Genomic DNA, 15268 nt, shown 5'->3' with positions numbered 1-15268 from the left:
CGCCACGAGGGGGCTGTGGCACGCCGGCACGGCCAGGGCTCCCCACGGGCATCCGGACCGCGACGACACGGCGCAGACGGGAAAGATTGGGGCTTAGTGGGGCGCCGCGGATCTCCCCAGATCACCACGGGCCGTTGAGCTGGAGCTTTGCTCCCCCGATTGGACTCGAACCAATAACCCTGCGAGTTGATCTTGGTGTCGTCGACGACCGTTGGTCAGTATCGAACGTGCAGGTCGGCGACGTTCGCGTCATCGGCCGGCATTGGTCATCGGCGGGCGTCGAGGGTGGTTTGTTGGTCGTAAGTTGGTCGCGTCATCGACACGTGCGCTGCTTGCATACCGAGGACGCGAGGCGGCGCAGCGGGACCGGGATGCAGCGCAGCAACAGCCAAGCGCGTGAGTGGCGCAGCCCGGACCGGGCACCCACGGCTCGCTGATCTGGTGTGCCGTCCCGGGCGGCCGGTGTCCGTCTGATCAACCGATTCCCGTGCTGCCGGCGCGGCTCCCCCGCCCGCGACGATCGGTGCTGCGCCGTGACGCAGCCGTGACGTCGTGGTGACGGCAGCTCCCTACGCTCCGTCTCGCACGTTGCCGGAGCACACATTGCTGCTCTCGAGACCCGCCGACGCGAAAAAGGGAGAGCCCCTCCCGCGCGTGGAACGGTCCTGGTCCGGCACACCTGCACCCGGCTCCGACCAGGGGTGAGAAGGGTTGCCACGCACATGACCGGAGCGGACATCGGCGATCTGCAGTTCCCGTCGCGCACTGCGGCGCCCGTACCGCTCATCGGCGCCGGGCGGACGGCTCGTGCGGGGAAACCACGGTGAGTGAGCCGGACGAACTCGTCGCCCGTACTCAGGACGCGCGTCGCGAACTCAGGCGGATCCCGGGTGTGCGGACGGTGGGACTCGGCGCAAAGCTGGTGGCGGGTGAGCCGACCCCGCAGGTCTCGCTCCAGATCCTCGTCGCCACCAAACGGCCCCTGTCGGAGCGCAACCCCGAGGAGGTCATCCCGGCCGAGATGGCGGGGGTGCCCACCGACGTCATCGAGGTCGGGGACCTGTACGTCGTCGCGGAGCCGGACACCAAGGACTGTCGCGAGGAGGACACCGCCAAGTCCCGGCCCCTAGAGGGCGGCATCCAAGTCGAACCGCGGCACGGGTGGACCGACATCGCCACCGGGACGCTGGGCTGCCTGGCCAGGACGACGGACACCAACCAGGTCGTGATGTCCTCCAACGCCCACGTGCTCGCCGACGAGGACGACCACGTCGGCGACACGGTCGGCCAGCCCATCATGTGCTCGGTCTGCTCCGCCCGCTGCTCGGACCCGGTGGGAAAGGTACTGCGCTTCAAGAAGACGCCGCACGTGGACGCCGCCATCGCCACCGTGGACGCGGGCATCACGCCCGCGACGCAGATCAAGGAGATCGGTGCGGTGGCGGGCACCCGGCCGATCACACCCGAGCAGGTCGGGTCCGACCACATCCCCGTCCAGAAGCGCGGCAGGACCACCCGTTGCACATTCGGCACCGTGGTCGGCTGGATCGCCGACCCGACCGAGATGAAGAACCACAACGGCAGCGTCAACCGAGTGGCCACGGACTTCCCCACCGTCTTAGTGCGGACACCGTCGAAGTGCTACATCCTCGACGGGGACTCTGGCTCCGTCGTCGTGGACGAGGACCGGAAGGTCGTGGGTCTCAACTTCGCCGACAACAAGGACGGCCGGTTCGGCTTCGCCTGTCCCATCCAGTTCGTCTTGAACGAGCTGGCGATTGAGATCCTCACGGCCGCATCCCCGGTGCCCGTGACCCACCAGAAGGTCACGCTGCCGGCCCTCGCCCGGCGCTGGCCGCCGCCGGTGGAGCGACCCTACTGCTGCTCACGCGAATATCGACCCCAGTCCGCCGCTCCTCCCGGGTACGGAGACCTGCGGTGAGCGAGTCGGCCGTCCTTGAGTCACGGGCCGCAGGCCGGCGGCAAGAAATTCTCCGGCTGCAAGAGGCCCTTGAGCCAATTTGGGCTGAAACGCTTGGGGACCCACGGGTTGTTGTGGCGCTCATCGATGGCCCTGTAGATCTGACGCACAATAGCCTGCGGGGCGCGGACATCACGCAGTTGTCGGACGTGATTCCTACCGACGGCCCTGCATCAAGGCATGGCACGCATGTGGCCAGTGTCATCTTCGGCCAACATGATGGGCCTGTACGTGGTCTCGCGCCACAATGCCGCGGCCTCGTGATCCCAGTTTTCACCGACGATGGCAGCACGCATGAGCCGACGACCTCGCAGGAACACTTGGCAGCAGCCATAATGACCGCGGTCGCGCATCGAGCACACGTAATCAATATCAGTGCTGGAGAGTTCACGTCAGAAGCGTCGGTGACTCCAGCCCTGGAGCGGGCAATTCGTGCGGCTACCGCGGTCGGAACTTTAGTAGTTGCCGCTGCAGGGGAGGTGGGGTGCGTCCACCCGCGAGTCCCTGGGTCATTAGCCGGTGTGCTGGCTGTGGGGGTTGCGGGTGCGCCAGATGCCCTTGCGCCCCGCTCCGACAGCGTCGATGGAGGGTGCATACTCGCGCCCGGAGAGGCAATTCCCGGCGCCCTACCGCATGGTGGCGTAGTCCTCGCGAGCGGAACGAGCTACGCGGCAGCCATAACCTCTGGCTTGGCAGCGCTCCTCCTCAGCCTGCAAGTTAAGGACGGCCGGTCGCCAGAACCCCCACTTGTGCGTGAATCGCTCATCACCTCAGGCCCTACTCTGAACCCGCTCGGATCCGTTTGGGAGCTCCGCCGGCGGCGGGCCATCCCGCCATTAGCAGAGTCGCCACGCAACCCTCGGGCAAATTGGCTGCTTAGTGCGCTGGACGGCTGGGAGTATGCCGTCAACTCCAACGCACTGGAGCGCAAGTTCGCTGGCGTGAGAAGCGAGGACTTCGGCACCGTCACCGTTCACGTGCCTCAGACGTTGTCTTATCGCGTCGAGGACTTTCGCTATCGCATTGGCCTTAACCGGCTCGGCATGAGGTTAATTCCGGTCCGCGACGAAGGGGACCTTGTACTGCCCACTGGCATCTCCGTGGGTGGCGCCGACATGCTGGACGCCGTACTCCGCTGCGAGCTTTCGCTAAGCGATGACGAGCCCATCTTCGCCATCCTGAGCTACATTCACCCGGAGGACCATGCGGTCGAAATCGCGACGCTGCCGTGGTCGTCGAAGGTCCAACTTGCCCATCGCCATGTCGGGGCCTACCTCGGTGCGGGACGTACGACACACGCGCTTGGCCGACAGAACGCCCAGCAGGCGGGAAGCGCGCTCCACATGGGCCTAAGCGCGGACAAGCATCCCGCCAACGTCCAAGTCGTATCGTTGGAGGGGGTGCCGCAGGCGGTACTGAATCGCAACGCTCACATTGTGGATGAAATCATCACCGCAGGTGCTCGTGTGCCCGACGACCCGGACAACATCGTGGACTGCCCAATGGTTGACCTAACGACCGTGCTGCAGTATTACCGCGACGTTATCCGTCAAGCCGAGTACCTGGAAGATCCCGCGTGGTACACCAATTGCAGCGTGAACAAGATGATAGTAGTCAACGTCCTTCTTAATCTGCCTCACAACGCTGCAGCGTTCGTTGAGTGCTTCGGAGAGGACGGTCCCGAACTTTGGGGGGAGTTCAAAGAGCGCTACGCGATAGTTCATGGCAAGCAGTTCGCGACCGCTCAGGAGACAGCATTCACACCGCTGTGGAAGCTCGCTGGTTTGGCACCGCACCTCATCCGCCCGCTTACTCTGCGTGAACACCTCGCTCACCGTGCCGCTCAGGCTGAGGACCGACTTGATGGGTACAACGGGCGCCGACCCCTTGCGATCAACGCGGGTCTGGCGTGGCCGCTGGAGAACGTCGTTGATTTGCTACGCAACTTCATCGGCACCTATGTGCCCTTCGAACGTGCGGGCGGAGCCGTGACGGTCGCCGAGCTTCTCTTATTGGCCCAGCCGGTCGCCCATCGGATTGGCGTCCCCCCTCAGGCGTACATCGAGGCAGTCACACCGATCGCCGGCAAGATCCTGGCCGCCGAAGCCGTGCGGCGGGGCGCATTCGCCACAGCGTGGCTAGAAGCCGTCCACCGTGAGCTGCACTGGACGGCTCGAACAGCCACCCCCGCAGTGGACCGGGACGCCGCTGTCGGTGCATTCGTTCTCGCCGCGAAGCACGAGTTCCTTAAGCTCTTGCGCTGCGGCCTCCCACGACCCGACGACGCCGCAGCATGGCTCGGGGAGGCACTGCGCCCAGACCTGGAAGACCTGAGGCGCCGGACCACCGACGTTGGCGGACGAACCGGACGTTTTGCTAGCCCCTCCATCTTTCACCGAATGGCACTTGGCCACCATCGTACGAGCCCATTCGTCGAAATACGGACCGTGTGCACGGCAATGGACCCAGCTGACCTGCAAGTGAGCCCGAGCGTTCGTTCCCGAGGTGAAGCACATGAACGGCCATGAAGGGACACTGACACCCCCGGCGCCCGATCGGCTCGTGTACGCGCTCGGGCAGATCGGCTATGACTTTCCCTCCCGAAGCAGGCGCGCCTCGTTCCAACAGCGGATGCCGAGCGACGCAGACCCGGACCGGCCTGCGAGCCTGCTTGACCACCTAGATGAGCACCCGCAAGACGCAACGGCGGTGCAGTGGACGCTGGTGCTTGAAGGTGTGCCGATCTACCTCCTGGAACCGGCTGGTCCCTTCGCGAGCGATACCTATGCGCTACTGCGGCGCTTTCTGCGGGAACAGCTCGTCGAGGGGGTGGAGCGGGTATCAGTTCCGGGTGTCATCACCGACGTTGCGCGGCACCGCTCCGGGCAGGAATTGCCCGTCGTCGTCCCAGAACTGCGCGGTATGTACAGTTGGACGACTGAGGCACTCGTAGAACGCGTCGTCGAGGCGACCCCAGGCGAGGCCGGCGAAGGTTACAGGGGCCAGGTGCAGGCCGGGGTGGAAAGCTTCCTCGAGCGCGTCTATTACGAACTGCGGAACGTCGGTCGATCGCCGCATGAGCGGGCGATCAACTACGCCGCCACTAACGCATTCGAAGTTGAGCACGTCTATGAGCAGGCGATCGGCGAGGAAATGGAACTCGAGACGATTGAGGTGGAGCCGGCGGCAATTTCTCCGCCCGACGCGAACCCCTGGGACGTTAAGCTCGCATTCTTTTTTCCGAGGCGACCCGAGGCTATGGTTCGGAGGCAGTACCGATTCACGGTCGACGTCGCGGACGTGGTACCTGCAACAATCGGGCCAATGCGATCCTGGTGGCTTCGTTAGCGAGTCGACGAAAGGAGTAGGGAGTTGCTGCTACCAAAGCAGAACAAGGCGGCTGTGACGGTCGGGGTTCCATTTCAGCTCAGTCAAGAGGTGGGGCTCGGCGACGCGCTCAAACGGTTGACGGCAAGAGTCGGCATCCAGCCCTGCGCGCCGTGTGAGCAGCGCGCAGCGGCACTGAATCGATACGTCGTATTTACTGGCCGGCCGCCGCGACATTGATTCAGTCCGACGAATCAACCAATGTGACCCTTGAATACTCCGAGAGGAGTGGCGTCATGCAACTTCCAAATCTGGCCGCGGCCACTAGTCTGGTCAGCGCCCCATCGGTGGGCCTGCCACCCGCTCACGGCGTAACCCTGCTGTCTAAGAACCCATGTCCCTCTGGCCAGCATCAATGCTCCTGCCCCAACGGCCAATCGATCTGCTGTCCAGATATCTGTACCTGCGCGTGCAGCAGCACGCAGGGTTTCCCCTTCTGCGACAAATGCACGTAGGCCTCTGGGCGGCGTTGGACTGATCGTGGGCCAACGCTAGAAGCTGCGTCGGCGTCCTCGTCGACTTGACGACAGAGGTTGTTCTCATGTGGGAGGTGCGTGGACGACTCGCTGCGCGCCGCCGGATTGCCGGCTCTTCGCACTTGGACGTGATCGGCCGCGCATAAAGGGGCTCGTGGTCCCGCGATGAGATGGGTGTTGCTGAGGCACGTATCCAGAAGCACCACGAGCCGTGATCGAGGCTACGGGCTCGCCGCGTGAGGCGGCGAACGCTCTGTTCGACCTGCCCGGATACCGCGTCGTGGACGTGGTCGACCGCCTCGGCCAGCTGCGTCAAGGGATCGCCACGGGAACCGCGGACGAGGCGCCGTGCCCCTCCTGCGGGGTTCCCTCGGCTCGAGTTCACCAACGGCGAAGGCAGCGGCTGGCCGAGGTGCCGATCGCCGGGCCGGTGGAGATGGTGCTGGTCCGCCGCCGCCTCGCCTGCGTGGAGCAGCTGTGCGATCGGCGGACGTTCGTCGAGGCCAGTGACGAGGTGCCCCGCCGAGCATGGGTGACGCCCCGGCTTCGTCGGGCGGTGCTGGAGGCGGTGGTGTCGGCCGGGTGGGTGGTCGCCAAGGTCGCCGGCGCGGACGGGCTGTCCCGGTGGACGGTGCAGCGCACGGTCAACGCCGCCGCCGACGCGCTCACCGACCCGGACACCGTCTTGGTGCGGAGGCTGGGCGTCGATGAGCACCGCTACCACTCGGTGCGCTTCTTTCGGGACCCTGCCGGGGGCTGGCGCCACTACGAGCCCGTGGATGACCACGCTGGTCGACGCCGACACCGGTCGCGTGCTCGGCGTGGTCGACGGGCGGGACTCCGCCGGCGTGAGCGCCTGGCTGGCCGCGCAACGACGCCTGGCGCGCCGCGGTGGAGGTGGTGGCGATCAACCCGTCGGCGGCGTTCCGCCGGGCGCTGCGCGAGCAGCTCCCGCGGGCCGCGGTCAGCGTGGACGCCTTCCACCTGGTGAGGCTGGGCAACGACATGCTCACCCGGGTGCGCCAGCGGGTCACCCGCGAGACCAAGGGCCGCCGCGGCCGCCGCGTCGATCCGGCCTGGACCAACCGGCGGCTGCTGCTGCGCGCCGGCAACACGCTTAGCCCGGCGGGGCTGGGCCGGCTCCAGACCACCCTGCGCACCGACGATCCGACCGGCGAGGTCGGTGCCACCTGGGGCATCAAGGAACAGCTGCGCCGGCTGTTGGCCAGCTCGACCCTGCCCCAGGCGCACGAGCACGAGATGCTGCTGGGCACCTACGTGCTGGCCGCCGACCTACCCGAGGCCGACCGGCTCTGGACCACCGTCACCGACTGGTGGCCGGCCATCGAGGTGCTCATCGTCACCGGCGTCACCAACGCCGCACCGAGGCGGCGAACACCTCGATCAAGCAAATCAAAAGCACCGGCCGCGGCTACCGGAATGCCGCCCTGTATCACACTCGTATCCTGGCCAGTGCCGCCCAAAGCGCGGCATGAACACCGATCCCAGTGCCGGCATCACGCCGAACTATAAAGAGCCGGATCGCCAGTCCTCTGGAGGCCTCAGGGCGTCTCCCAAGGCATACTCTTGGAGCCTGTCATGACCGGTGGTCGCAAACTCCGCAGAGCATCGCTGGCCACCGGCATCACCCGATGTCGCCGCCGGCGGGCCCTGGTTCCGCTTCATCCGGTTCCACCTCATTTTCGTCGGCCCTATCGGCTTCCGATCCGAGGAACGGCATCGCGTCCATAGTCAAGGCCGTGAGCACGGCGATGTCAGGCCGCACGCCGTCCGGCGCGAGCCGTGCCGGTTCGATTGTGAGCCGACCACTGTTTGACACTACGAATACATCTTCCGAGTCGGGGGCGGTGACCAGGGTCCCGTCCCTCGGGATGGACGCGAACGTGTCCAGCACCCACCGCGGCGCTCCGAGGTCCGAGTTTGGGGCCGGTGAGTCCGCCCCGTGCCTGGCCAGTATTGCTTCCGATTCCTCGGGGAGCGGGACCTTCGCGCCGAACAAATGGACGAACAGTTGACCGGACTCCACGTCGCGGAGCAGTGCGCCGTTTTGCAGGGCGCGGAGACCGGGTGTTACCACGTTGTGCCTCTTCAACGCCTGATATCGCAGCCAGATTTGCACCTCTGTGAGCGGCGCGAGATCGACGCGTTGACGGTCCACCTCTTCCTGTTCTATCGAGAGGCGCCAGTTCGTGGCAATACCACGCCCCCAAGACTCGACGTCCCCGGCACCCTCACCGAGCGGTCCACTGGCACTTTGCAGAGGCACCGTCCGAGCAAGTGTCACCGCCGATCGAGACGGCAATATCGTCACCCGACTGACGCCGTCCCTAGTCCGCTGTACGTACCGCCCCCCGTGCTCCACAACTACGGACACAACCCCGCTGTCCGATCGGGCGCCGATCAGCGCGACCAGCACGTCAAGAAGCTTGTCCTCGTCACGGGCCGGCAGATCGTCGAGCTGGACGCTGTGCCGCAACTCCAGCGTCTGCCGGAAGTCGGCGAGCCGGACGGGATCGGTGATCGAGATCCGGTGCCAGTCGGTGACCCAGCCCGTTTGCCGCCGGTAATCGTCGTAGGCGATTCGGTAGTCAAATAGGTTCACGTGCCGCCGCCAGGACTGTTCGTACTGGGCGACTAGTGAGGCCGTAGAGACCAAACCGTCTCGATGGTCACTCTCAACGTCTGGGTGCAGATGGCCATGGTCATAGCGCACCGGGAAGTCACGCAGCGTGTAGATCTCCAATGCACGGGCGGCGAAGAACGCGTACCTGGTCAACCTGTCCATAAAACCCTGGGCGTTGCGAACGAACCCGAGCGCTGCGGCGGCTAGCACTGCCTGATCGTCGGTGAGGGCAGCTGCCTGGGCCTCCGCCGTTGTCCGGCCAGCCTTGGCGGTGTCTAGGCGGATTCCCGCCGACTTCACGGCCAGTCCCGCCTGGGTCAGGCGGAGCTCGGCCAAAAGCTTCTGCTGGGCGGTCTGCAGTGCGTCCTCGAGCAGCCTCTTGTATCCGACGTCGTCCACCCTGGCGGTCATGAGCTCGTTTAGCATCTTGGTGAAGCTAATCACGGTCATGATCGCGTCCCTGGCCTTCGTAACGTGATCCTTGAGGCCTCGCGCCGCCTCTTCCAACTTCTTGAGCTCAGTCCGCTGGGCCTCCGGCTTGCTGAGTTCGGCCACAATTGTCGGCAACTCCTTGATTTGCCCCGCGATCAGGGCGATTGAAGATGCCGCGCCCACAATGCTGGCCCCGCCGGTGGGAATAGCGGCGATGACGCTTGCCACGAGGGCGACGCTTCCGATGACGACGCCAAGGACATCGACCTGGGCATTGCGCATCTCCTCTTCCTTTGCGGTGATCTCTCGCCGAAGCCGCCCGAGTCGGGCCTCCGCTCGGCGGCTCTCCTGCTCGTAGCTGCCGCGCTCAACCTCGGCGGCGGCTGCATCGGCCTCCAGTGCTTGGACCAAACCGGTCAGGTTCGCGACTTCGCGGACGAGGTCCTGTCGCTTTTGATCCAGCGTGATGGTCAGGTCGAACATGCGCGTCGCCGCAGCGAACATCGAGTCGACGAGCGGGCTGTAGTCGGTGTAGACATTCTCGAAGTCCTCGAACGCGGCCAGTGCATCGAAATTGCGCGGATACCCAAATATGTTCTGGCCCTGCAGAATCTGCCTTCGGTAGGTAGATGCCGCGTCATGCGCTGGCTCCAACCGCAAAACGCTCTCCATCTCGCGCAGCGCAGCGACCACTGGTTCCACACCCCCGACTGGTGCGGCTCCGTCGGAGCGGTAGTGGTACTCGCCGACGACGTACCGGTAGCCGGCCCAGTTGGGGGCCAGAGTGCGGGCACGGTGCCAGAACTGCTCCTCCGTCACTTGCGAAATCGCCGCCTGACCGACGGTGCCGACCGGACCGACGTCCCCACCATCGCCCACCGGCCCCGGGTCGCCGTCCTGGCCGTCGACACAAAACGTCCCATTCGGCTTACACCAGTCCCGGCCCTCGCCTCCAGGGCCACCAGGCCCCCCCGGCCCGCCGGGACCGCCCGGACCGCCCGGGAGCCGCACCTGAGTACTCCCGCCGAAGCCGCCTGGCACCGCATCGACGACGCAGTCGACGACAACGCTGCCGCCCACGCCGCCCGGTAGCCCGGTGCCGCCCTTGCCGCCCTTCCCCCCGGGTCCGCCGGTGCCCCGACGGCTCGTGCCCGGATCCCCCTGGGCACCACGCAAGCCGGTCCCACCGGCGCCACCGGGCAGTTCAACGTTTAGCCCGACGATTCGTTGGCAGGCGATCGTGATGCTCGCCCCGGCCACACCGGGCTGACCGGGAGGCACCCCAGGCCGCGTCACCTTGAGCACACCGGCGGCGCCGTCAAACGTGTCGGCGACGATGACTAGGTCGCAGTCATCTAGCTCGAAAACACCGGGCGCCACTGTGACCTCGCGGGCTGCCAAGAGGACGCTCCCCCGCGCCGGGATGACTCCCCGATCGCGCAGCATCCGGAGGAACACATTCAGCCGATTGTCAAGGTAAAGACGATCGCGGATGACTTCCCGACTGTAGGCCATCGTCGGCTCCAGGTTGTTGCGCGATTAGTCGAGTGAGTCGAAGTCTTCAGAGGACTGGCATTTGCTGGACTACCCTCGGGCGCGGACGGACCCTGGCCTCCCGCTTCATGGGCAACTGTCGGAGCGAATGCCTGCGGACCCGATCCGCAGGAATCGAGCGGACAATAGGAGCAGCACCGTCACGCCAGCGTCACGGTCACGTCAACCACGCCAACGGCGGCCAGTCGTTCACGCCGCCACCGAGAGCGACGATGTCGTAACGCTGACGCCCAGCGCTTGATTGAAGGCGCAAGCCGCCGCGGCCGATGCACACCGGGTGAGTGAGCTCACCCCGAGCTTCCAGGTCCAATCCGCACCGATGAACCACTGCCGACGAACCACTGCCGACGAACCACTGCCGCGCCGTGTCATCTGCTCGCGCGGCTCCGGACCCATGCCGCGGGTGAGGACAACCGGAGTTGCTCGTGCCCCGGCCAGGGGCACGCGGATCCCCGCACGGTGAGCGCTCTCCCACAACGGCCCGGCGCGTATGGCCGCATAGACGGCCTGTTTCACATCGCCGTACCGCCCGGCTGCGGCCGGCCGTTTCCGCTTAGAAGAACCCGGTCCTCAGACCAGCCGGGCAGCAGCTCGCCGCGCAGTCCGACGTCGGCGACGGCGACGTCGGCCAGGCGGCAGGCCGGGTCCCGGACCCGCCGAGCCCACTCCCCCAGCTCCCGCACGTCGACCCGGACGCCCTCGGCGAGTGAGAGGACGTCGCCAGGCGAGTGCACCAGCCCGAGAGCCACCCCCTGCAGGCGCCACAGCGCCGTGCGGAGGCTGCCGTGGGCGTGCGCCTCCGAGACGTCGGGCCACAGGTGTCCGACCACGGTGGCCCGCGGGGGACGACCGGACAGGCATACGTGGGCCACCAGGCGTTGCACCCCGCGCGGGAGGTCGTCACCCCTCCCCTGGCCCGGCCCGTCCCCGAGGTGGACGGTGAACCCGTCGAGTTGACCTTGAGGTCGTCGGCAGCAGGTGGTCGGCGACGAACGTGCAGGTCAGCCAGCATTTGCGTCATCGGCCGGTGTCGGTCATCGCCGGGCGTCGAGGGCGGCTTGGTGGTCGTAAGCTGGTCGCGTCGTCGACGCGCACCTGCTCCGCCTGGCTCCCACCCGCTAGGTGGAGGCTGGCCCGCCACCCGCGGTGCAGGTCATGTGCTCCGCGTCAGCGGGCAGCACGAGCGCATATACGTGACCGTGCAAAGCAAGCCCTCCCCGTCCTGCTGGCCACGGAGGACCTCGAGGCGCTCGAGGAAACGATCGCGATTGCCGACCGCCGCGCCAGGCGCTTGAGGGATCTCAATCGCCTCCCTTCATGAGGCGTGCCGACACCGGCAACGACCTCACCGGCGGCGTCTGTTGAGAGCCAGCAGGAGCCATAACGAAGGACGCACGAACCACTCGAAGGCTCCGCAGACCGAACACTTCGGTGGGATGAAATTGCCGCACACCAAGGGGCGTGCGCGAACGACCGGACTGCTGCCGCACCGCGGGCAGCGGCCCACGACAGGGTCGCCGCCAGACCCCTCGAACTCCTTCGGGGAGCCACTCATGGCCCTCCTCGTGTTACGAGCACTACAGGTGACGCGCGTGGACATGATGGTGGCCGAGACGGATAAATTCCCTACTCGATCCGTGCGGTCACCCAAACGGGAATTTGGGTCTGTGAACGGCCTACCGCACCTACGCCGGCAGCTCAGTACGTTCACCCAGCGGTGACGCGAAGTTGTCCCGCCCCGCCGGTGCGGCTCCAGCGGTACACCATGCCGGTACCCGTGCGCGCCTTGCACCTCGGCGATCGAGTCGGGGACCCGCGGCTGGGACCCCTTCGCCCCGACCTGACGTTCGCCGCGCTCCTGCCGCTCACGGGTGTGAGCCGACGCCTGGCGTCAGCGCCGCCTCCCTGGCATATGCCACCGCCTCCCGAGCGATCCGGTAGCGGCGCGTGCTCGACCAGCTAGAGGTATGAGGTGCCCAGCCCAGAGATGAGGCCGAGTCGACTCCGGGCCGGCTGTCAACGACACGATGACCCGCCGTGACCTAGACAGGGACTACCCGGAAGACGCCGCCAACCGTTTGAGCGCCGTCCGGCCCGTCTTGCTCGGCGCGAGTTCATGTCACCCGGAGGACAACGACCTAGCCGCAGTCGGCCACTTCTGTCGGAGGTTGAACCCGTTCTCGACTTCAGGACGAGTCAACTGAACCGGGCAGTCCCCTGCGCCAGTCCTACGGGCGGCGCTGCCGCTGCTCAAGCGGATGATCCGGGAGCTGGCCGCGGACACCGAACTGTGGGCCGATCCGGTGGGCGAGTTCCAAGGCTGGGCTTGCTAGGGCATGGGCAACGATCAAAGGCGTGCAGACGCCGCCCCAACGGTAGACAGCGACCGCTGTCGGCGGACAAGCAACGCAGGGATCCTGCACCTACCCGGTCCCGAAGGCTGACGAGCGCCTGATGAACCGCAGCGCTTGTTGCAGTCGATCAATCTCTCCGAGCATGCGCTGTTGCCAACGACCGACGTCCGGTGCGGGATCGACGTCTGGTGCGGCCGACCCGTCGGACTCCGGGGAGTCGGCAAGCTCGTCACACAGCCGGATCAGCTTCTCCACGGAACCCACGAGGCCGACTGCCTGCGCCGCGCTCACGTACGACCGGAGGCGGCCGAGGACATCCTTGAGGTGAACGGCGCGGTCCCGCGCCTCCGTGCTCCCCATCCGCATCGGCGGTCGGACCTCGCGGGTGAGGCGGCGCAACTGCCCGCACTCTTGCATCGCCTGCGTGACCCAGCTCTGGCTGCTGCGGGTGGTTTCGACCAGGGAGACGTACCGCGCGAGATCGCGTGTCGCCGCCAGTGACGCGCACTGCGCCGAACGCAGGAACGTGGAGAGCTCCAAGGACAGGACCCCGACGTCGGGCCATAGGTCCTCGAAGGCATGGTCGTCGCCCTTCCGGTATCGCACAAGCGCCTCGATGAAGAGATCTGGTTCGACCAGCACGACGCTCTCGTACAGAGCCTCCCAGTCCCGGCGAAAGTCCAGCGTCTGCACCGCGAGCATCGTGTCCGCGTCGAGGTCGGGACTGATCATGCGATGCAGCGTGTATGCGTTGATGTACCGCTTGACCTCACGCGGGTTGATCTGGCCCTCGGTGGCGACGTACGCCAGGAACCCCCGAACCCGCTGGCTCAGGTCTTCTCGCTGGACGTCGCTGAGGCCCCCGTGATCGTCCAGCCATCGGAGCAGTTCGTCGAGCTGACCGGGCGCGATCGCCGGCAAGGTGTAGGGCACCTGGAACATCTTTTTCAGGTAGTCCCGCTCGATCTGCTGCTGGACTTTATTTTCTTCCGCGTCTTCTTCCGCGACCACCGACTGCTGGGCGAACTTGCTCCGGACCGCAGCTTCGACGACACGTTCGTCAAGGCCGACCACGAAGACGAAGCCGGGCATGTCGAAGAACAGCTTCATGGACTCCAGCACGGTCAGCGCCCGCTCCGGGAAGCATCTGTCCAGGTCGTCGACGAACACGATGATCCGAGACAGGCCAGCCCGTTGGACCTCCCCAAAGGCTTGGCTGAGCTCCTGGAAGGCGGCGAAGTAGAGCGACTGAGCATTCATCATAGTGTCGTCAGGAACCGGGTTCAGCTCGTCCAACGCCTTGCCCGGTTCAACGGTGAGGGCTACGCCGCCCGGCACGCCGATCTGCAGGGACGTGGCCCGCGCGAGGGCACGAACGACACGGCCGATGCGCTGAGCGATGCTCCGCACGCGCTCCGCATCGGGGCTTCCGGCGGCCTGCCTGTTCGCCCACTCCGCCAGGCTTGCCCGGATGGTGTCAAGGAGTGGGACGATCAGGTGCACCTCCCGCTCGTAGCGCCACGCGTTGAATTGGACCACCCCGGCACGGGGCTGATTGAGCCGGACGAGCCGTTCGATCTCATTCATCAGCGTGCTCTTCCCAGAGCCCCAGCCGCCGAAGATGCCCACCGCGAACCGCGGCTCGCCGGATTGCACGATGCCCGCCAGCGCCGCGGCGATGGAACCGAAACGAAAAGCCGGATCCTCGGCTGGGATATCTGGGACGATGTGGCCCTGGAACGGTTCTGCGGCGGTCACCGACATGCCTGCTCACCCCTGCAGCGCCGCGGTGCCGGCCCGGCCGCCGGTCACCGGAAGGTTGAGGGCGGAGAATCTAGCAAGTCCTCGTCACGGCCGCGTCACTACCGCGTCACGTCCGAACGGATACCAACGACTGCCCTTCTTTCGACTTCCTCACTGCAGACGGCACCGCTCGGGAGCAGCTGCCACGAAGGTGGAGCCAGGAGTGCACCGCGGACTCGACGGGGGGCGGGGACGTCCGGGCCTCGACCGCCGCGCTGCTGTCGGCCCGATTTCCGTACGTGTCCCCGTCCGGCGAGCTCTACCTGTGCGCCGATCCCGACGAGGACGGCGACGAGGAGCCGATCCGCACGGCAGACCTGGACGGCGGGGCAGCCGAGAACAGCGGCCTGGCGTCGGCGCTGAACCTGTGGGAGATGCTCGAGCCGCGGGTCGCGGCGCACAATGCCGCGGTTCACGGGGACAGCAGGACGGCCCCGCCGTCATCGTGGTGCCGAAGCTGCTGCTGGTCGACAACCACTACGAAGACGCATCGACGGCAGTCCGCTGACGCCAATCTTCGTCGACGTGGGGTCACACGCAGAGCACCGCGGGCGGACAGCTACTCCGGCTCTGCGCCGCGACGGACGAACACCCCGCCACGCAAGCTGCGGCCAGCGCTGCTCCCACGCCTGGGATG

General features: G+C 66.4%; 7 protein-coding genes and 2 pseudogenes. 6 read left to right on the top strand and 3 right to left on the bottom strand.

The window, feature by feature from the left end:
* Positions 1 to 823: 823 nt before the first annotated feature.
* From ACI8AK_RS05405 to ACI8AK_RS05380, 6 genes and pseudogenes are all read left to right on the top strand, one after another.
* Positions 824 to 1942 (top strand): hypothetical protein, encoded by a 1119-nt coding sequence (locus tag ACI8AK_RS05405; protein ID WP_456955393.1) that lies wholly within the window; start codon positions 824 to 826, stop codon positions 1940 to 1942.
* Positions 1939 to 2688 (top strand): annotated as a pseudogene (locus ACI8AK_RS05400) (S8 family serine peptidase); the annotation flags it as partial. The gene ACI8AK_RS05405 and the pseudogene ACI8AK_RS05400, both read left to right, overlap by 4 nt.
* A gap of 234 nt (positions 2689 to 2922) precedes the next feature.
* Positions 2923 to 4509: a hypothetical protein gene (locus ACI8AK_RS05395; protein ID WP_456955461.1), complete on the top strand. Its 1587-nt coding sequence runs from the start codon at positions 2923 to 2925 to the stop codon at positions 4507 to 4509.
* Positions 4496 to 5329 (top strand): cyanobactin maturation protease PatG family protein, encoded by an 834-nt coding sequence (locus tag ACI8AK_RS05390; RefSeq protein WP_456955460.1) that lies wholly within the window; start codon positions 4496 to 4498, stop codon positions 5327 to 5329. Before ACI8AK_RS05395 ends, ACI8AK_RS05390 begins: the two co-directional genes overlap by 14 nt.
* 726 nt (positions 5330 to 6055) lie before the next feature.
* The gene (locus tag ACI8AK_RS05385) at positions 6056 to 6835 is read left to right on the top strand and encodes a transposase family protein (protein WP_456955391.1); all 780 of its coding nucleotides are present in this window, start codon (positions 6056 to 6058) and stop codon (positions 6833 to 6835) included.
* Positions 6730 to 7377, top strand: a pseudogene (locus ACI8AK_RS05380) (ISL3 family transposase); the annotation flags it as partial. The gene ACI8AK_RS05385 and the pseudogene ACI8AK_RS05380, both read left to right, overlap by 106 nt.
* Positions 7378 to 7489: 112 nt before the next feature.
* Here the strand turns inward: ACI8AK_RS05380 and ACI8AK_RS05375 are convergent.
* The 3 genes from ACI8AK_RS05375 to ACI8AK_RS05365 all read right to left on the bottom strand — a co-directional run bounded on the left by ACI8AK_RS05375 (position 7490) and on the right by ACI8AK_RS05365 (position 14586).
* Positions 7490 to 10435, bottom strand: coding sequence for a hypothetical protein (locus ACI8AK_RS05375; RefSeq protein WP_456955389.1), 2946 nt, complete (start codon positions 10433 to 10435; stop codon positions 7490 to 7492).
* A gap of 551 nt (positions 10436 to 10986) precedes the next feature.
* Complete coding sequence (locus tag ACI8AK_RS05370) at positions 10987 to 11304, bottom strand: hypothetical protein (protein WP_456955388.1); 318 nt, start codon at positions 11302 to 11304, stop codon at positions 10987 to 10989.
* A 1593-nt stretch (positions 11305 to 12897) separates the two neighbouring features.
* Positions 12898 to 14586 carry a KAP family P-loop NTPase fold protein gene (locus tag ACI8AK_RS05365; RefSeq protein WP_456955386.1) on the bottom strand — a complete coding sequence of 563 codons (1689 nt, stop codon included), beginning with the start codon at positions 14584 to 14586 and terminating at the stop codon, positions 12898 to 12900.
* Between the last annotated feature and the right edge of the window lie 682 nt (positions 14587 to 15268).

Source organism: Geodermatophilus sp. SYSU D00867, assembly GCF_054050315.1.
This window is presented reverse-complemented; position numbering and strand designations above follow the sequence as displayed.